The organism is Chryseobacterium lacus (assembly GCF_003336205.1).
GTDB classification, from domain to species: domain Bacteria; phylum Bacteroidota; class Bacteroidia; order Flavobacteriales; family Weeksellaceae; genus Chryseobacterium_A; species Chryseobacterium_A lacus.
This window is the reverse complement of record NZ_QPIE01000002.1, coordinates 319,290-337,582: the sequence shown is the minus strand read 5'-3', so window position 1 is coordinate 337,582 and position 18,293 is coordinate 319,290. Positions and strand designations below refer to the sequence as shown.

Sequence of the window (18,293 nt, the reverse complement as noted above, 5' to 3'; positions counted from 1 at the left end):
TTTTAAAGTTCTTCTTCCAGAACTTTTAGTATTTCTATTCCATGGTTTTTCAGGAAAGAAATACCGTCATCATCAGAATACTCCTGAAGATAGACCAGTCTGGAAATGCCGGATTGTAGCACCAGCTTGCTGCATTCTTTACACGGCGAAAGGGTGAGGTACAAAGTAGCATCCTTTGCAGATTGTGTAGATCCTGCGAGTTTCAAAATAGCATTGGCTTCTGCATGCAGAACATACCAGTGCGTTTTTCCGTTTTCATCCTCACATTGGTTTTCAAAACCAGAGGGAGTTCCGTTATAACCATCCGAAATGATCATCCGGTCTTTTACGATCAGTGCGCCTACTTGTTTTCTGTGGCAATAGGAAAGTTTCGCCCATTCACGAGCCATTTTCAGATAAGCAATATCAAATTTATTTGGTTTCAAAATACTATTTATTTTAAAACACAGGTTTTCTTTTCTCAAGAAATGCTGCAACGCCTTCTTTTTTGTCGTCCATTTCGAAAAGTTCTCCGAAGGAAATGATTTCCTTTTCAAAACCTTTATCGGTATCTGAAAGGTTGACGCTTTCTATTGCTTTTGCAATTCCCATAGGAGAATTTTTTGAAATTTGTTCTGCTAAAGCTTTGGTTTTTGCCAGCAATTCCTCCTGTGGAAAAACTTCATTTACGAGTCCTATTTCCTGAGCTCTTTCTGCAGAGATCATTTTTGCTGAAAAAATTAATTCATTCGCCAAGCCTTTTCCAACCAGTTTCGGCAGTCTTTGTGTGCCTCCATAGCCGGGAATTAATCCCAATGTTACTTCCGGAAGTCCCAGTTTTGCATTTTCAGAAGCATACCGAATGTGGCACGCCATGGCAAGTTCTAGTCCGCCGCCCAATGCAAATCCATTGATAGCTGCGATGACGGGTTTTGTCAAGTTTTCAATTTTATTGAATAAAGAATTCTGTCCGTTTCTTGCAAGTTGTTGTGCTTTTTCAGCATTGAAATCTGCAAATTCTTTAATGTCCGCGCCGGCAATAAATGATTTTTCGCCAGCGCCAGTAATAATGATAACCCTACAGGAAGTTTCACTTTGCAGTTTATCCAGCGCATTGCTGATTTCCGCGATGGTGGCTGCGTTCAAAGCGTTCAGAGATTGTGGTCTGTTGATGGTAATCACCGACACGTGTTGTTCGGTATCAATAATTATATTTTCGTAATTCATAATAAGTTATGAGTGTAATCTGACAATTGTTTGACAAATTAAAGAAATTTTATTTAATAGATAATTAAAATAGTTGAGAATCTGCTTTGTTAGTTATGTAATGGATAACAATTAAACTTTGGCATGGCTGAGTGTGTTGGCATCAATATTAATTTGAAGCCCCATTGCGATTTTCATTCCCATTTCAATATTCGCGCGGAAAAAATGACAGAGCTGACGGTTGATGATTTCATCTTTTTGGCTTCCTTTAATTTCTTTCATACTTTCAATAATGTTATGAATCAGCCTGTTGCGGTCCTCAGTGTTCATTACTTTAGTGTAGAGAAGTCCGGGTTGGGTATAATGATCTTCATCGGTTTCAAGCGCGATGTATTGGCTAAAATCCATTTCGTTTTGACGAAGAGAGGGATTTTGGTTACCTGTAAAAGGTGATTGATTAACTTGAATTTGTCCAGCATTGATGCCGATTCTGTGTCTTTGTGAATCGGGGTAAGAGAATAATCTAGCCTGCAACATTTTGTCCGGAGAAAAACCGATTCCAGGAATAAGGTTTGAAGGGGCAAAAGCAGCTTGTTCTACATGACTGAAATAATCCGAAGGGATTTCATTAAGTTCTATTTTGCCGATTTCTATCAATGGAAATTCGTCCTGAAACCAAACTTTGGTCACATCGAAGGGATTCCAGCGAGAATTTTTCGCCTGTTCCTCCGTCATAACCTGAATGTACATAATCCATGATGGGAAAATGCCCTGTTCGATGGCGTCACACAGATCTTCCTGTGCTGAATCCGGATGTTCTCCGCTATTTCTTATAGCTTCTTCTCGGGAAAAATTCTGAATTCCCTGCTGAGTTTTGAGATGAAATTTCACCCAGACTTTTTCCTTCGCTTCATTAATCATTGAAAAAGTATGAGATCCGTAGCCATTCATATGTCTGTAACCTTTCGGAGTGCCTCGATCGGACATTAGCATCATTATCTGATGAAGACTTTCAGGGTTCTGACTGTAGAAATCCCACATTGCATTTGCGCATTTCAGATTAGTCTTCGGGAGCTTTTTATGACTGGTAATAAAATCCGGAAACTTTTTTGGGTCATTAATAAAGAAAACCGGCGTATTGTTGCCCACCAAATCCCAGTTTCCTTCTTCTGTATAAAATTTTATAGCAAATCCCCGCAAGTCTCTTGCAGCATCCGGGCTTCCTTTTTCGCTTCCAAGAGTTGAAAATCTTGTAAATATCTTGCAGCTGTTTCCAGCTTTTGAAAAAAGCTTAGCTTGTGTGTATGCTGAAAGTTCGCGGCTAACAGTAAAGGTGCCATAAGCTCCGGATCCTTTTGCGTACACAGCTCTTTCCGGAATTTGTTCCCGTGCAATGCGGGCCATATTTTCGCGAAGCAGGAAATCGTGAAGTACAGTAGTTTGATCGGATGACGCATCCTGACGATCGGAAGACGGAGTCATTTTTCTAAAGTCCATAACGACGGTTTTTTCAACAAATACAAATTTAGGGATTGCTTTTAATAATACCCTGAAATTTAACACATATTATCAAAAACAGCTTATCTTTGTGATAGATATTATTAATAAAATGAACATTCAACAGTTAGAATACCTAATAGCAGTAGATAAATATAAGCACTTTGGCAAAGCGGCACAAGCGTGTTTTATTACGCAGCCCACCTTAAGTGCGATGATCCAAAAGCTTGAAGATGAGCTTGATGTAAAGATTTTCGACCGCACTACGCATCCTATCCGTACTACTGATGTCGGTTCGCAGATTATCGTTCATGCGAAAACTATCATTGATTCTGTAAATGAACTCCGCACTAAAGCCGATTTACTAAACAACGTATTGGGCGGCAAAATTAACCTCGGGATTATTCCCACGGTTTCCACTTACATTTTGCCTACTGAAATATTTGATTTTCTTCAAATCAATCAAAAAGTAGAAATGCAGGTAAAAGAAATGACTACAGAAAATATTATTAAGTCTTTGAAATCCGGCGAATTGGATGCGGGAATTATTTCTACGCCTTTCGATGCAGCTTCCGAATTTTATCAGGATTTTCTCTTTAATGAAGAACTGATGATTTATTCTTCAGAAAATATCACCAAGGAAGACAGCTATATTGTTCCTGAAGCCATTGATGTTAATAAAGTTTGGTTGCTGGAAGAAGGCAATTGTCTGAGAACGCAGTTTGAAAATATTTGTCATCTGAAAGAAAACACAATGAAGCCAAAAAATCTTGATTTCATGGCTTCTAATATTAATACGCTGATACAAATGGTGGATAAAGTAGGCGGCATTTCTATTATTCCGGAAATGGCTACCCATCAGCTTTCCGAAGAGCAGAACAAAAAAGTTTCCCGTTTCAGAAAGCCTTTTCCTTTCCGGGAAATCAGCATTATTTATTATAAACCCACTTATAAACAAAAGATCATTGATGAATTCACCTCTTTTGTAAAGAAATCTGTGGAAAATAAACTGAATTATTTCGAAAAACCAGAAGATTATATCAGTATAAAACCGCAGTAGAAAAACAAGTATGTGGCGTAGATCTGCTTTGCTGAATTAAAAAATTGTCAGTACATTTGTCCCTTGAAAGGAGGAAAAATTTGAGCTGATTGCAACCTCGGAAAAAAATGCTAAAACACAATTTCTATTTTAGCTTCAGTTTCTTTTTTCAGCTTTTTCCTTCATAATTTTTAATTTAAAATAAAAAAATATGTCGTATTTATTTACATCTGAATCCGTTTCAGAAGGACATCCTGATAAAATTGCTGACCAGATATCGGATGCGCTTATCGATCATTTCTTAGCGTACGATCCCACTTCCAAAGTGGCTTGTGAAACTATGGTCACAACGGGACAGGTGGTATTGGCTGGAGAAGTAAAATCTAAAGCCTATCTTGATGTTCAGAGTATTGCAAGAGATGTAATCAATGGAATTGGTTATACCAAAGGCGAATACATGTTCAATGGAGATTCCTGTGGTGTGATTTCTGCAATTCATGAGCAGTCTCCGGATATCAATCAGGGAGTTGACCGTGTAAGCGAAGATGCGGATTTTGAAACCCGGGCAAATGCACAAGGAGCTGGAGATCAGGGAATGATGTTCGGTTATGCGACCAACGAAACCGAAAATTATATGCCGCTTGCTTTGGATTTAGCTCACTCTATTCTAAAAGAGCTTTCCGCACTCAGAAAGGAGAACGGAGCAATTCAATATTTGCGTCCTGACGCGAAATCCCAGGTTACCATTGAGTATTCTGATAATCATAAACCTGTGAGAATAGATTCTATCGTGGTTTCTACCCAACATGATGAATTCGGAAGTGATGAAGCGATGCTCGCAAAAATAAGACAGGATATTATTAATATTCTTATTCCGAAAGTAAGATCCCGTCAAAAACCAGAAATCCAATCACTCTTCAATGACGAGATTAAATATCATATTAATCCTACCGGAAAGTTTGTCATTGGTGGTCCTCACGGAGATACAGGGCTTACGGGAAGAAAAATAATTGTAGATACTTATGGCGGAAAAGGAGCTCACGGTGGTGGTGCATTTTCCGGGAAAGATCCTTCCAAAGTGGACAGAAGTGCTGCCTATGCGACAAGACATATTGCGAAAAATCTGGTGGCTGCCGGTGTTGCAGATGAAGTTCTGGTTCAGGTTTCTTATGCCATCGGTGTTGCAGAACCTTGCGGATTGTATATTAATACGTACGGCACTTCCAAAGTAAATTTTTCCGACAGCGAAATTGCCCATAAAGTGAATAAGCTTTTCGATCTAAGGCCTTTTGCTATAGAACAAAATCTGAAACTCAGAAATCCTATTTATCTGGAAACAGCATCCTACGGTCACATGGGAAGAGAATATTATACTTCCGACAAAACCTTTAACAAAGGAAAGAGCAATGAAAAAACGATAAATGATCTTGAATTTTTCACCTGGGAAAAACTCGATAGAGTGGAAGATATTAAAAAAGAATTCAGCCTTTAATTTTTTGAATTCTGATCAGTAAAAAAACTGCTTCATCGTTAAAGTGAAGCAGTTTTTTTTAACTTTACCAAAATAAATGAATCCTATATCATGAAACTTAAACTGTTTTTTGTCATTATTTTACTTTTTTTGATGAGTAGCCTAACCAAAGCTCAGCTCACGGCGCATACGCTGGTTCATGTCGGATATGTGTATCAAAATCAGAGTTTTGGTGAGATTGGAGGTCGGCTGTTATTGCTTAACAATGATGATGTTATTTTCAGAATAGGTGCGTCCGGTTTATTTGGCAGTGTAAACGGAAAGTTCGCTGCGATGCCGAAAGTTCAGGCAGATGTGCTGTTTAATTTTGAAAAAAATGTCGATTTGAACCACGCTTATTATTTCTTAGGCGGTGCTGAAATCACTACACAATATATCGCCCCGAAAGTTGGGGTTACCCTTTTCGGACTCGTGGATTTAACTGGTGGTTACGCATTTCCCCTTGGAACAGAAGGGTTGCACGGAAAAAAACTGGAAGGATTTAATTTAAACTTTACTATTAATCTGCCCATTGTGATGATTCGTGACCTTCTAAACTAAATTGATTAGGAAATACCAGCAAATGTAGAATTGTTTAAGATATATTAAAAATATTATTTATATTTACTGCATAAAAGAAAAATGCCTATAGAATAATTTTTACTTCGTTTATTTTGTACCACACACAACTCCTTTGTCTATCAAAAGGATAAAGAACACTATATTGAAGAAAAAGTTATGAAAACTACATTAGACAGCACTCTTATTACGCAGTATCAAAATGGTAATGAAGCTGCGCTGGCAACTCTTATAGAACGGCATCAGAAAGAAATATTTTCCTTTATATTTTATAAAGTTCTGGATCAGGATTTGGCTAATGACCTGTTTCAGGATGCCTTCATGAAGATTATAGTCACCTTAAAACAAGGACGCTATAACGAAGAAGGAAAATTCAACGTTTGGGCTAAAAGAATTGCACATAATCTCATCATTGACCATTACCGGCTGAAATCCAAGCATATCAAAGTTTCAGAAACTACGTACGAAAACGAAGAATATTCTATTTTTGATATCCTGAGAGAACCTTCTGATAATATTGAAGATCAGTTGATTACTCATCAGATTAATCATGATATGATGAATCTTCTTCAATATTTGCCGGAAAATCAGCAGGAAGTTATCAAGCTCCGGTTTTTTGATGGCCTGAGTTTCAAAGAAATTGCCGAGCAAACCGACAGCAGTATTAATACAACACTGGGCAGAGTGCGTTATGCGCTCATCAATCTCCGAAAGATGATTGAGGAACATCAGATTTCACTCACAAGACAATAATATTTTTTTTTCAGCGTTTAAAAAGGTAAGTAATTGCCTATGAAAAAAAATGACACTTTAAAAAGAGAAAACCTCAAACCAAAAAAAGAAACCATTGCTTTTTTACTAAGTTTTTCCAAAAGCGTGGAAGTTTTGAAAACAAAAAACAAAAGCTTTCCCATCACCAAAAATTAATTATTTACATTTGTGCTGTAATGATACAGCACATTTTTTTTGACCTCGACAATACCCTTTGGGATCACAGGAAAAACGCCCGTTTGACACTTTTTGATCTTTATCAACGCGAGCAGATTTCGGATAAATTCTCTATTAATTTCGAAGATTTTCATAAGGAATATTATACCATAAATGAAAACCTGTGGGCGCAAATCCGCGATGGAAAAATTGATAAGGAACATCTTCGGAAGCATCGGTTTTATGATAGTTTTCTTTTTTTTGGTATTGATGATTTAGAACTTTCCCAAAAATTTGAACATCATTTTCTGGATGAAATACTGAATTATAATGAATTGGTAGAAGGTGCCTTCGAGCTTCTGGAATATCTTTCCGAAAAGAAATACAAGCTTCATGTTCTTTCTAACGGTTTTTCTGAAGTTACCGTAAGGAAATGTGAACTGTCTGGCATTAAAAACTATTTTCAAACCATCACGAGTGCTGACGAAATTGATATTAGAAAACCCAATCCCGAAATTTTTGAATACGCTTTGAAAAAAGCAGGTGCCGAAGTTGCGCATTCAGCGATGATCGGCGACGATTGGGTAGCCGATGTGGAGGGCGGCTTGGCTTTTGGAATGAAGACTATTTTTTTTGATGTTTTTAATGATCATTATAAAGCTGAAGGTTTAACAGTCATCCACAAACTTTCAGAAGTTAAGGCTATTTTTTAAATCCGTCAGTTTATAGGAAATATTATGGCCAGAATTCTTTTCCTCACCACCGCACACCAATATGATGACGACCGAATTTTTCATCATCAGGCTAAAGAACTTCACAAAAGCGGCCATGAAGTAAAGATTTGCAGCCTTTCTTCTGATTTTAAAGGAATTTTAAATGGTATTGAAATAGAATCCTATCCCGTTTTGCATCTGGATACTGACGCCAAAATCAAGGTTTTAAGGAAAGTGATTGAAAAATTTCAACCGGATTGCATCCTTTGTTCAGAACCGCTGGCAGTGGTTGCTTCTCAAAAAAAAAGAAAGAGATACAGCATTATTTATGACATTACCGAATGGTATCCTGCCAAAAGAATGGTGCAGCGTTTCCCATTTCCATTGAATGTTTTCCACGCGATTCGTTTTTTTCTTATCCAGTTGTACGCCGGATTTCTGAGTACGCATTTTATTTTTGGTGAGGGTACCAAAAAGTTTCCTTTGGCTTATGTTTTTCCGTTTAAAAAAAGGCTCATTCTGCCATATTATCCTGACGAAATTTATATCCGAAAAAGCATCAAAAATCTCACTCCAAATGAGATTCATCTGGCTTATACAGGATCTTTTTCAAAAGAAAAGGGTATTGAGAATTTCTTTAATGCTGCGGATAAATTAAGAAAACGAAACCCACAACTTACCGTTAAAATTTCATTAATAGGAACTCCGCCCAAAACCGACGAAACTTACTTTTCTGATTTGCTTTCCCGATATTCATGGGAACATATTATCATTAAAAAGCCTGTTGCATTCGAGCAGTTTACAGAAACGTATATCGAGGCAGACATTTGTTTTGACTTGAGGGAAATGAATTTGGAAAATCATCATTGTCTTCCCATCAAGATTTTTTATTATGCAGCCTCAGGAAAACCAGTGATTTATAGCGATTTGAAAGCAACACGACAACATGTGGAAGTATCTAAATTTGGACATCTCGTAAATCCTGAAGATGCTGAATCCATCGCTAAAATCGTTGAAAATTACCTGCAAAATCCTGAATTATACAGCCAACATGCGCAGAACGCACGTCTGGAATATGAAAAATATTATAATTGGGATCTTATCAGGAAAAATTTTGTTCAGTTTATAGAAAACGCTTTATGAAGAAAAAGACGATTTTTCAGACGGTCATTTCCAGATTCCTGATCTTGTTTTTCAACTTCGGACTTATCATTTTTTCTACGAACATCTGGGGAAGCCACGGAAAAGGATTGATCTCTCTAGTAACGGCAGATTTGGCAATCATTAGTTTTTTCAGCAATATTTTTGTTGCCGGAAGTGTTTCTTATTTTCTGACGAAATACCCTAAAGAACAGGTTTTATTTTTCGCTTACGGCTGGTCTGTTTTGGTGGGAATTTGTATCGTGTTGTTTTTCGGTGCGGTTCCGCATACTGCGGAGGTGTTGCCTTTTCTCATTGCGCTCTCGGTATTATTGTCGCTTTATAACGCCAATATCAGTTTTTTTATTGGCAGTCAGGATATTAGAAAATTCAATATTTTTTCGGTGCTGCAGCTGGCGATTCATCTCTTTTTTATTGTATTATTGGTTTTTGTTTTGGGCTTTTCGGATATTGAAATGTATTTTGTAGCGCAAATTGCGTGTTATTTTTTACTTTTTATGATTAGTTCTTTTTATCTTTTTAAGAATTTTGAAAGAACACGAATTTCTTTTTCCAAATCTTTAGCCGGCAAAATGTTCAGTTATGGCTGGAAAACGCAGTTGAGCGCGTTTGTTCAATTTCTAAATTATCGGTTATCCTTTTATTTCCTTGAATTTTTCAAAGGATTTTCCAGTGTCGGAATTTTTTCAGTGGGTGTTGCAATTTCTGAAGCGGTATGGACGATCAGCAGAAGCCTTTCAGTGATTCTCTATTCCAATGTTCTGAATACTAATGATGTGCAATTAGCGATTAATAAAACTAAAATTTCTGTCAGGATCAGCTTTCTCATCACCGTTTTGTTTCTTTTTGTACTTCTTCTGATTCCTGCTTCGGGATACATTTTCTTTTTCGGAGAAGATTTTCATCAGACTAAAAGTATAATTCTCCTTCTTTCTCCTGGCATTCTGGCGATGTCGGTCAGCAATATTATTGGACATTATTTTGCTGCTATTAATAAACTCAAAATATTAAATATAAAATCAATTGTTGGATTATTTTTCACCATACTTTTGTCTTGGTATTGTATTCCGAGATGGGGAATTTTAGGAGCGTGTTTTGCCACAACAGTGTCTTACTGCATTTCCTCGGCTCTTTTGTTCTGGAAATTTTATCAAATTACTGACTTTCGATATAAGGATTTCATTCTGTCAAAATCTGAACTACGGATATTTCTGGAAAAAGTAAAAGCCGGAAGTTTGTTTTCCTGAAGAAATTTTATCTTTGCTGAACATGAAAAACATATTTTTTCTACTGATTTTTATTTTCCTCATCGTAGCTTCCTGCAGGAAGGAGGAACCGTTGCAGAATATTGACCAGATTATACATCTTTATATTGATTCCTTAGGCAAGGATATGCTGAACAAAAATATTCCCGGATCGTATTTTTCTGTTTCGATGAATGATGTGGATGGCGCCACTGACAATGCTCCTGTTACGGTCAATCTGAAAAAAAATGCCGATACAATTTCGTATATTGAATACATTGCCGGGGCCACGAGATTGCTCACAGATTCTGTAGCGGACAAGAAAATGTACCGTTCCCGAATTGCGCTTCAATTGGTTTCACGAATTAATGACAGCACGCAGTCGGTTTCCCGTGACACACTGATTCTAAATTACACTTATACCCCGAACCTTTTTCAGATTTCCAGTGCATTATATAATCATCAGTTGGTTTTCACCAAAAAGGATGGCCCGCCTAACGTCATCAAAATCCACAAATAATCCTTAATTTTGCAATGCTCGGAGTCGGAATTCAGAGGTGCTATTCTGATCTTCAGCATGAATTTTAACATTAATCTCAATCAACCGTATGCTACAGGTCAATTTTTTGCGCGAAAACAAGGAACGCGTATTGGAAGGCTTAAATAAAAGAAATTTCTCACAGCTGCATCTTGTGGAGGATGCCATATCGGCGGATGATGAACGTAAGAAGATTCAGTTTGATCTCGATGAAAATCTGGCTCAGATGAATAAAATTTCCAGAGAAATCGGCTTGTTGATGAAAGAAGGCAAAAGAGAAGAAGCTGAAGCTGCCAAAGCAAAAACGGCAGATTATAAAGCAGATTCGCAGGAATTGCAGGGTAAGCTGAAAGAATCTGAATCCAAACTCCAGAATATCCTTTATCTGCTGCCAAATATTCCGTATCACAAGGTGAAAGCCGGAGTTTCTGCAGATGATAATGAGATTGTGTATCAGTCTCATGATGTAGAAGGACTTGGCGAGGGAAATATTCCGCATTGGGAATTGGCCAAAAAATATAATTTGATAGATTTTGAACTGGGTGTGAAAATTGCCGGTGCCGGATTTCCAGTTTACTTTGGGAAAGGTGCTCGGCTTCAACGGGCATTGGTTCAATATTTTTTAGATAAGAATGTAGACGCAGGTTATCTAGAGGTTAATCCGCCACACGTTGTGAACGAAGCTTCAGGTTATGGAACCGGACAGTTGCCGGACAAAGAAGGGCAAATGTACCATATTGGAATTGATGATCTGTATCTGATTCCAACGGCTGAAGTTCCGGTGACGAATCTGTACCGCGATGTGATTTTGGATGAAAAACAACTTCCTGTGAAAAACACTGCTTTTTCTCAGTGTTACAGAAGGGAAGCGGGAAGTTACGGAGCGCATGTCCGCGGTTTAAATCGCCTGCATCAGTTTGAAAAAGTAGAAATTGTACGGATTGAAAAACCTGAAAATTCCTACGATGCTTTGGAAGAAATGGTGGAACACGTAAAAGAAATTCTTACAGATCTCGAACTTCCGTTCCGGATATTGCGTCTTTGCGGCGGCGATATGGGTTTTACCTCAGCAATGACCTATGATTTCGAAGTTTGGAGTGCTGCGCAGGAAAAATGGCTGGAAGTGAGTTCCGTTTCCAATTTTGAAACTTTCCAGGCAAACAGACTGAAATGCCGGTATAAAGGAAATGAAGGAAAATCCCAACTGGTACATACGCTGAATGGCTCTGCAATGGCACTTCCGAGAATTATGGCAGCGCTTCTGGAAAACAATCAAACTCCGGAAGGAATTAAAATTCCGAAGAAAATCGCGGAATATGCAAGGCTTGAAATGATCAATTAAAAGATATAAATTTGAAAAAAGAAATTCCGCATTATTTTTTTAGTGCGGAATTTTTGTTAAAGTGGATTTGCGCTTTTTCTAAAGGATTTTGTTTGAAGTGTCATAGTACATACGGACTGACACGAATAAAAATCACGATGTTGGTTCATAGTTGATTTTTTCAACTTTTAATGACAACTTGAATGATCGCCCTGATGGTGATTCTCTGAATCGTTGTGGATTACTTGCATCGCTTCTTTTTTTGGTGAAACCAAAGGAATTCCGAGTTCCAAACCGCGCAGTACGAAGAGGCCGCCCAAAATGATCATCATCACAGGAATAATTTTCAGAACTTTTATCCGAAACGCTGTATTCATCATGTTCCCGAAAAAAACTACGGCAAACATAAAAGGAAATGTTCCCAAACCAAATAACGCCATAAATGCTGCACCCTGCCAAACACCGCCTGCTGCCAGCGATGCAGTGAGTGCCATATACACCATTCCGCAAGGAAGAAAACCGTTTAGAATTCCTGTAATAAAGCGGGAGGAATAACCAGGTTTTTGAAGATATTTTCCGAGATTTATTTTTATAGAAAGCAGAAATTTGGACAGAAATGGAATTTTAGAGGCAAAATCTTTTCCTCCGAATGAAAATAATGCCATAACAATAAGCAAAATACCGACACCTACGGTGAGATATTGTTGAATTCCTGCAACATTGAAACCTACGCCCACGATTCCCAGAACTGCTCCGAGGAATGCATACGTAACGATTCTGCCTAAGTTGTAGGTGGTATTCTGAAGATGAAAATTCAACGCTTGCTGCTTCGTTAGTCCCATGGAAAGGGCAATCGGGCCGCACATCCCGATACAATGAAACCCGGAACCCAGCCCCAGAATTAGCGCAGAAACGATAAGAGCGATTTCCATAATATTACCAAATCAGGTCATAATCGATCTGATATTCTTCATTATCTTTTTTCCACATCACGCGCAGCACATAATTGCCCTTCGCTAGTACTTTGGCGGGAATAAAAATACTATTCCGTTGGTCTAATTCCATTTCTCGGATAATATCAAGTTTCTGATCTTCAGCACGGTGAAGATCAATCCTGAATTTACTGTTGGAGTTATTTATTTCTGAAGGGAAAGTGACGCTAATTCCCGATTCATTTTGATGATAGACAGGAAGTTCTTTAAGATTAGTAGCCTTGTTTTTTGCATCAATGACATTTTGATACGCCAGTTCTTCTTCGTAATAATTATCGGTGATGAGTTCTGAATTTTTCCAGGTAGAGGTAAAATACCATATCAGCGACAAGATAAAGATCATGAATGATCCCAGCGCTACAACAATTCCGTGTCCCCAAGTGAAATTTTTTAACATGATAAATTTTAAAACTGTAATTTAAACGGTCCTTCGAAATAGGTTTCATACTCATCTATGAGTTCACCTTTTTCATCGTAGATACCAATTTTTATATTTTGCTTTGCTTTGTTGATTTCTTTTTCCGGGAAACTGATTGCTACGCTTCCCTTTGCCATTTTGTCCTTTTCAACCACGATATTACTTCCACCTCGTATTTCGCCGTGTGCGGGTTCCAGTACCTTTATAGTAACGGTTTTCTTGGTAGTGCCTTTGTTCAGCAAGGTATAATTGTAGGTGTTGCTTATTTGCCCATCGCGAACGAGATAGGTTGTGCCCGCAGGTTTAATGAATTTTGCTTCCATTGCACCTCTGTTATACAGCAGAAATCCAAGAAATCCTATCAGCAGAATCAAAACTGCAGAATAGGCTTTCATTTTATTGGTAAATTTGAAAGGAATTTCCTTTTCTATTTCATCTTCTGTAGCATAACGAATGAGTCCTTTTGGAAGGCCTACTTTTACCATTACTTCGTCGCAGGCGTCGATGCACGCTGTACAATTTACGCATTCCAATTGTTGCCCGTTTCGTATGTCGATTCCTGTAGGACAAACGACCACACATTGGTTGCAATCAATACAGTCGCCTTTTCCGGCAGCACGGCGGTCTTCACCTTTTCTCCATTTGGACCGGTTTTCTCCGCGTTTAAAATCGTAAAAAACATTGATGGTCTGTTTGTCTATCAGCACGCCCTGAAGCCTTCCGTACGGACATACCAATGTGCACACCTGCTCTCTGAACCATGCGAATACAAAATAAAAAGCTGCTGTGAAAAGAATCATCACCAGAAAATTCGTTGGATGCTCGAACGGGCCTTCCTGCATAATCTCAAATACTCTCTCATATCCTACGATATACATGAACATGATATGAGTAATAATAATAGAAATCACCGCATAAATAAACCATTTCAAGCTCCTTTTCCAGATTTTCTCTGTGTTCCACGGTTGATTATCGAGCCTTATCTGCTTGTTTCTGTCTCCTTCGATGGCATATTCAATCTTACGGAAAATCATTTCCATGAAAATTGTCTGAGGGCAAATCCACCCGCAGAAAATTCTCCCGAAAACTACTGTAAAAAGAATAATGAAGACGATAGAAGCGATAGCACCTAAAGCTAAAATAAAGAAATCCTGAAGATAGAAAGGCTGTCCCATGATGAAAAACTCTCTGTCGAGCACATTCAACAATAAGATGGGGTTTCCGTTTATTTTTAGAAAGGGAAGCCCGAAATAGATGGTGAGCAGAATAAGGGTGACAAGGTATCTATAATCCGTATATCGACCTTTAGGTTTACGCGGATATACCCATTTTCTTTTCCCTGACTGATCCATTGTTCCTACAGAATCACGAAAAGTTTCAGGGTTTACTACCTGCCCTTGTCCGCCTCTATAATTATTATCATTATCTGACATTTTTTTATCTCACTTTTTTAAATGAAAAAAAACATAACCCGTTATCTCCTCAGTTAGATTTAATCACGGATTATGTTTTTAAAAGGGTTCAATATTTTTATTGTTTTTCCCAGTTGGCAGGCGTGCCCTGAGGAGCTGCTCCGCCTTGCTCTGGAGTTATTGGCTGTATTTCCTGATTAATATGATAGATGTAAGCGGACACGTTCTGGATATCAAATCCTGTTAACACACCGTTCTTTCCAAACGGTTGCATAGCTGGATTATTGGGTGAACCATTTTCTACCATGTGGAAAATATTTTTGAACAGGGTTTTTTCCGGTTGGTTGATCCAGTGGTTATCGGTAAGGTTTGGCCCGATACCGCCTCTTCCTCCGTCGTTGTGGCAGGAAGCACAGTTGGCTCTGTAAACCTCTTCTCCTGCTGCAATATTATCTGCAGAGTACACTGCATTTTCTATCGTAGGAGGGGGAGTTTCTTTCATCCACTGCTCAATGCTGGCTATCTGCTCTTTGTGTTCAATTTCATATTCTTTAGTAGGATCAGCAAAATCGGTAAATGAATAAGCGATCATATAAATGATACAATAGGCTACCCCAAACCAGAAAAGACCCAGCCACCATCTCGGAAGCTGATTATCCAACTCCATAATCCCGTCAAATCCGTGGTCGATAAGGATATCCTTTTCCTCTGTATTGCTTTGCTTTTTAAATGCATCGTTATATAGAGCTTTAAAATAAGGAACTTTTTTAGTTTCCAGATATTCCAGTTGTTGTTCAGGAGTCAGCTTTTTGAACTTATCATTTTCTATAAGATCGCCAATGGAATTATGAATCAGCACAAGTACAATACTGATGGCCACTGTTCCCAAAAAGTAAGGAGATGTGAAGAAAATACCGCTCTGAATGAACATGTAATATATTACAATCATTATAGTAATGATAATCAGTATGGTAATATAAACCGGGGTTCTTCGTTTCATGATGTTAATGGTTTGAATTAAATGGTTGATCATCGTCCAAAGGAGCATTTTCTTCTTCGCGGTAGTATTTTTTAGGTCTGCTGAAGACATAAATTACAATTCCGATAAAAAAGAGCAAAAAGATGACCAAAGCCAGAGTCTGGAATAATCCGGTGTTTTCACTATTGGACAATATGTCTCTGAAACTTTGGGGAATCATAATGCTTTTCTTTGGTTATGAAATTTTAGTTATTACTTGCTGTCTTAATTTCAGTGGTTTTAATATCTGTTCCAAGCCTTTGCAGATAAGCAATTAAAGCGATAATCTCTTTTTTATTGAGCTCACCTTCCGGTCTTGTAGCATAAGCCGATTTCAAATCAGGTGCTTCATCAAAGATTTCTTTTACAATTTTCGCTGCTTGATTGTCTGCCCATTGTGTGGCCGAATCTATTTCTGCTTTGGAATACGGCACATCATAAACATTTTTCATGAAACGTATTTTATCTACCGTTTGTGATCTGTCCAAATCATTGGCAATTAACCAAGGATAACGTGGCATAATAGAGCCTGCGGAAGTTGATCTTGGGTTATACATATGTTTATAATGCCAAGAACTTGGGTTTTTGCCACCTTGTCTGTGAAGATCGGGTCCGGTTCTTTTCGATCCCCAAAGGAAAGGTCTGTCATAAACAAATTCGCCTGCTTTGGAATACTGCCCGTTTTTACCGTTAAATCTTACTACTTCATCGCGGAAAGGACGGATCACCTGAGAGTGGCAGGAATTACAACCTTCTCTGATATATAAATCCCGGCCTTCCAATTCCAGTGGTGAGTAGGGCTTTACGGCAGAAATGGTAGGAACGTTTTCCTTCACTGTTAACGTTGGAATAATCTGAACCGCACCTCCAATCGCTACAGCGATAAAAGCCAATATGGAAAGGTAAACTGGCATTCTTTCCAGCCAAAGGTGTGCACCTTCGCCTTCTTTTCTTTTTTTACTGATTTTAGCAAGAGCAGGTGCTTCTGCATGAACTTCTTTTTGGAAAGATCCTGATCTTACGGTAGCAACAACGTTAATACACATCAGGATTGCTCCGATGATATACAACAGACCGCCTACAAATCTCATCACATAATAAGGAATAATGGCAGTTACTGTATCTAACCATTGTTTATAAACCAGTGTTCCATCCGGATTAAACTGTTTCCACATCAAACCTTGGGTAAATCCGGCAATGTATAAAGGAACGGCATAAAATATAATTCCTAATGTTCCGAGCCAGAAGTGCCAGTTGGCCAGTTTTACAGACCAAAGCTTGGTTCTCCACATAATAGGAAGGAGATAGTAGATCATCCCGAAGGTCATGAAACCGTTCCAGCCTAATGCGCCAATATGTACGTGTCCAATAACCCAATCGGTAAAGTGACCAATTTTATTAAGTGTCTTTGTTGCCAAAATAGGGCCTTCAAAAGTTGCCATACCGTAACAGGTAATCGCAACTACAAAGAATTTCAATACCGGATTTTCTCTTACTTTATCCCAGGCACCTCTCAATGTTAGAAGTCCGTTCAGCATTCCACCCCACGAAGGAGCGATTAGCATAATGGAGAATCCTGTTCCCAAGGCCTGCGCCCATGAAGGAAGTGCAGTATATTGTAAATGGTGAGGTCCAGCCCAGATATAGACGAAAATTAATGACCAAAAGTGAATAATGGAAAGTTTATAAGAGAAAACAGGTCTGTCTGCGGCTTTGGGAAGGAAGTAATACATCAACCCAAGAATTGGTGTTGTAAGTACGAATGCTACGGCATTATGACCGTACCACCACTGTACCAAGGCGTCTTTCACTCCCGCATAAGCAGAGTAGGATTTCCAGCCGGTAAAGGTAAGCGGAACTTCCAAGTTGTTGAAAATATGCAGCATCGCAATCGCAACCCAGGTTCCAATGTAGAACCAGATAGCTACATATAAATGTCGGACTCTGCGGACTGCTATGGTAGCGAACATATTAATCCCGAAGATTACCCAAACTACCGTGATCAGAATATCGATAGGCCATTCGTGTTCTGCGTATTCTTTGGAAGTGTTGATTCCCATGAAAAAAGTGATCACCGTAGCTACAATCATCAATTGCCAGCCCCAGAAATGAATCCAAGAAAGTGTATCGCTCCACATTCTGGTTTTTAACAATCTTTGTATTGAATAATAAGCTCCAGCAAAGAAACCGTTACAAACAAATGCGAAAATTACCGCGCTGGTATGAATCATCCTGATCCTTCCGAAACCAAAAGCTCCTTGGGAATTGATCAATCCTTCAATATTTCCGGCAGCTAAACTTTTGATCGTATCATCATCGGTTCCCAGAAAATATTCAGGAAGTTCAGGGTAAAATAACATTAATGCAGCAGTAAGCCCAAACAGAAATCCTACGATACCAAAAACGACGGTAGCATAAAGAAACGCTCGAACTATACTGTTATCATAACTAAACTTTTGTGTTTCCATAGTATCTAATCACTAATTATCTTTTTCTTTTTTCTATCTTTTTCTTCTCCCTGTTCGTCTCTTTCATCAGGATTATCTTTATCTAACAAGATCCGGACTGCTGGAGATTCATCATCATCAAACTGTCCTTTTCTGGCGTTATAAATAAAGATAATTAAAAATATTACCGCTAAAGAAACACTGCAAAGGATCATCAAATAGAGTAATTCCATAGCAATGCAAAATTAAAATATATAAGACCCCAAATTTAAGGAAAAATAATGATATTAAT

At 38.3% G+C, this 18,293-nt stretch carries 19 protein-coding genes; 9 read left to right on the top strand and 10 right to left on the bottom strand.

Annotated features, from left to right (window positions below; translation table 11 throughout):
* Positions 1-2: 2 nt before the first annotated feature.
* From DQ356_RS03575 to DQ356_RS03565, 3 genes are all read right to left on the bottom strand, one after another.
* On the bottom strand, positions 3-425 hold the full coding sequence (locus tag DQ356_RS03575) for a deoxycytidylate deaminase (RefSeq protein WP_394337242.1): 423 nt from the start codon (positions 423-425) through the stop codon (positions 3-5).
* Positions 426-438: 13 nt separating this feature from the next.
* Positions 439-1,206, bottom strand: coding sequence for an enoyl-CoA hydratase-related protein (locus DQ356_RS03570; RefSeq protein ID WP_114303085.1), 768 nt, complete (start codon positions 1,204-1,206; stop codon positions 439-441).
* 111 nt (positions 1,207-1,317) lie between these two features.
* A complete protein-coding gene (locus tag DQ356_RS03565; protein ID WP_114303084.1) occupies positions 1,318-2,682 on the bottom strand; it encodes a catalase in 1,365 nt (454 codons plus the stop codon).
* A gap of 112 nt (positions 2,683-2,794) precedes the next feature.
* On the opposite strand from DQ356_RS03565, the gene DQ356_RS03560 reads away from it, so the two are divergent.
* The 9 genes from DQ356_RS03560 to serS all read left to right on the top strand — a co-directional run bounded on the left by DQ356_RS03560 (position 2,795) and on the right by serS (position 11,735).
* Positions 2,795-3,742, top strand: a complete 948-nt coding sequence (locus DQ356_RS03560; protein WP_114303083.1) for a hydrogen peroxide-inducible genes activator — start codon at positions 2,795-2,797, stop codon at positions 3,740-3,742.
* 190 nt (positions 3,743-3,932) lie between these two features.
* Positions 3,933-5,213 carry a methionine adenosyltransferase gene (gene metK, locus DQ356_RS03555; protein ID WP_114303082.1) on the top strand — a complete coding sequence of 427 codons (1,281 nt, stop codon included), beginning with the start codon at positions 3,933-3,935 and terminating at the stop codon, positions 5,211-5,213.
* Positions 5,214-5,303: 90 nt separating this feature from the next.
* On the top strand, positions 5,304-5,792 hold the full coding sequence (locus DQ356_RS03550) for a hypothetical protein (protein WP_114303081.1): 489 nt from the start codon (positions 5,304-5,306) through the stop codon (positions 5,790-5,792).
* A 177-nt stretch (positions 5,793-5,969) separates the two neighbouring features.
* On the top strand, positions 5,970-6,563 hold the full coding sequence (locus tag DQ356_RS03545; protein WP_114303080.1) for an RNA polymerase sigma factor: 594 nt from the start codon (positions 5,970-5,972) through the stop codon (positions 6,561-6,563).
* A 194-nt stretch (positions 6,564-6,757) separates the two neighbouring features.
* On the top strand, positions 6,758-7,450 hold the full coding sequence (locus tag DQ356_RS03540) for a YjjG family noncanonical pyrimidine nucleotidase (protein ID WP_114303079.1): 693 nt from the start codon (positions 6,758-6,760) through the stop codon (positions 7,448-7,450).
* A gap of 24 nt (positions 7,451-7,474) precedes the next feature.
* On the top strand, positions 7,475-8,593 hold the full coding sequence (locus DQ356_RS03535; protein ID WP_114303078.1) for a glycosyltransferase: 1,119 nt from the start codon (positions 7,475-7,477) through the stop codon (positions 8,591-8,593).
* Complete coding sequence (locus tag DQ356_RS03530) at positions 8,590-9,858, top strand: MATE family efflux transporter (protein WP_114303077.1); 1,269 nt, start codon at positions 8,590-8,592, stop codon at positions 9,856-9,858. Before DQ356_RS03535 ends, DQ356_RS03530 begins: the two co-directional genes overlap by 4 nt.
* 22 nt (positions 9,859-9,880) lie before the next feature.
* Entirely contained in the window at positions 9,881-10,375 is a 495-nt protein-coding gene (locus DQ356_RS03525; RefSeq protein ID WP_114303076.1) for a hypothetical protein, read from the top strand.
* 88 nt (positions 10,376-10,463) lie between these two features.
* Positions 10,464-11,735 carry a serine--tRNA ligase gene (serS, locus tag DQ356_RS03520; protein WP_114303075.1) on the top strand — a complete coding sequence of 424 codons (1,272 nt, stop codon included), beginning with the start codon at positions 10,464-10,466 and terminating at the stop codon, positions 11,733-11,735.
* Positions 11,736-11,902: 167 nt separating this feature from the next.
* Here serS and DQ356_RS03515 read toward each other — a convergent pair whose 3' ends face one another.
* The 7 genes from DQ356_RS03515 to ccoS all read right to left on the bottom strand — a co-directional run bounded on the left by DQ356_RS03515 (position 11,903) and on the right by ccoS (position 18,234).
* The gene (locus DQ356_RS03515; protein WP_114303074.1) at positions 11,903-12,646 is read right to left on the bottom strand and encodes a sulfite exporter TauE/SafE family protein; all 744 of its coding nucleotides are present in this window, start codon (positions 12,644-12,646) and stop codon (positions 11,903-11,905) included.
* Between the two features lie 4 nt (positions 12,647-12,650).
* Positions 12,651-13,103 carry a FixH family protein gene (locus tag DQ356_RS03510; RefSeq protein ID WP_114303073.1) on the bottom strand — a complete coding sequence of 151 codons (453 nt, stop codon included), beginning with the start codon at positions 13,101-13,103 and terminating at the stop codon, positions 12,651-12,653.
* Between the two features lie 8 nt (positions 13,104-13,111).
* Complete coding sequence (ccoG, locus tag DQ356_RS03505; protein ID WP_114303072.1) at positions 13,112-14,557, bottom strand: cytochrome c oxidase accessory protein CcoG; 1,446 nt, start codon at positions 14,555-14,557, stop codon at positions 13,112-13,114.
* A 97-nt stretch (positions 14,558-14,654) separates the two neighbouring features.
* Entirely contained in the window at positions 14,655-15,536 is an 882-nt protein-coding gene (locus DQ356_RS03500; protein ID WP_114303155.1) for a cbb3-type cytochrome c oxidase N-terminal domain-containing protein, read from the bottom strand.
* A 4-nt stretch (positions 15,537-15,540) separates the two neighbouring features.
* Positions 15,541-15,735, bottom strand: a complete 195-nt coding sequence (locus DQ356_RS03495) for a cbb3-type cytochrome oxidase subunit 3 (protein WP_114303071.1) — start codon at positions 15,733-15,735, stop codon at positions 15,541-15,543.
* Positions 15,736-15,760: 25 nt separating this feature from the next.
* Complete coding sequence (gene ccoN, locus DQ356_RS03490) at positions 15,761-18,022, bottom strand: cytochrome-c oxidase, cbb3-type subunit I (RefSeq protein WP_114303070.1); 2,262 nt, start codon at positions 18,020-18,022, stop codon at positions 15,761-15,763.
* Between the two features lie 5 nt (positions 18,023-18,027).
* Positions 18,028-18,234 (bottom strand): cbb3-type cytochrome oxidase assembly protein CcoS, encoded by a 207-nt coding sequence (ccoS, locus tag DQ356_RS03485; protein WP_114303069.1) that lies wholly within the window; start codon positions 18,232-18,234, stop codon positions 18,028-18,030.
* Positions 18,235-18,293: the final 59 nt, after the last annotated feature.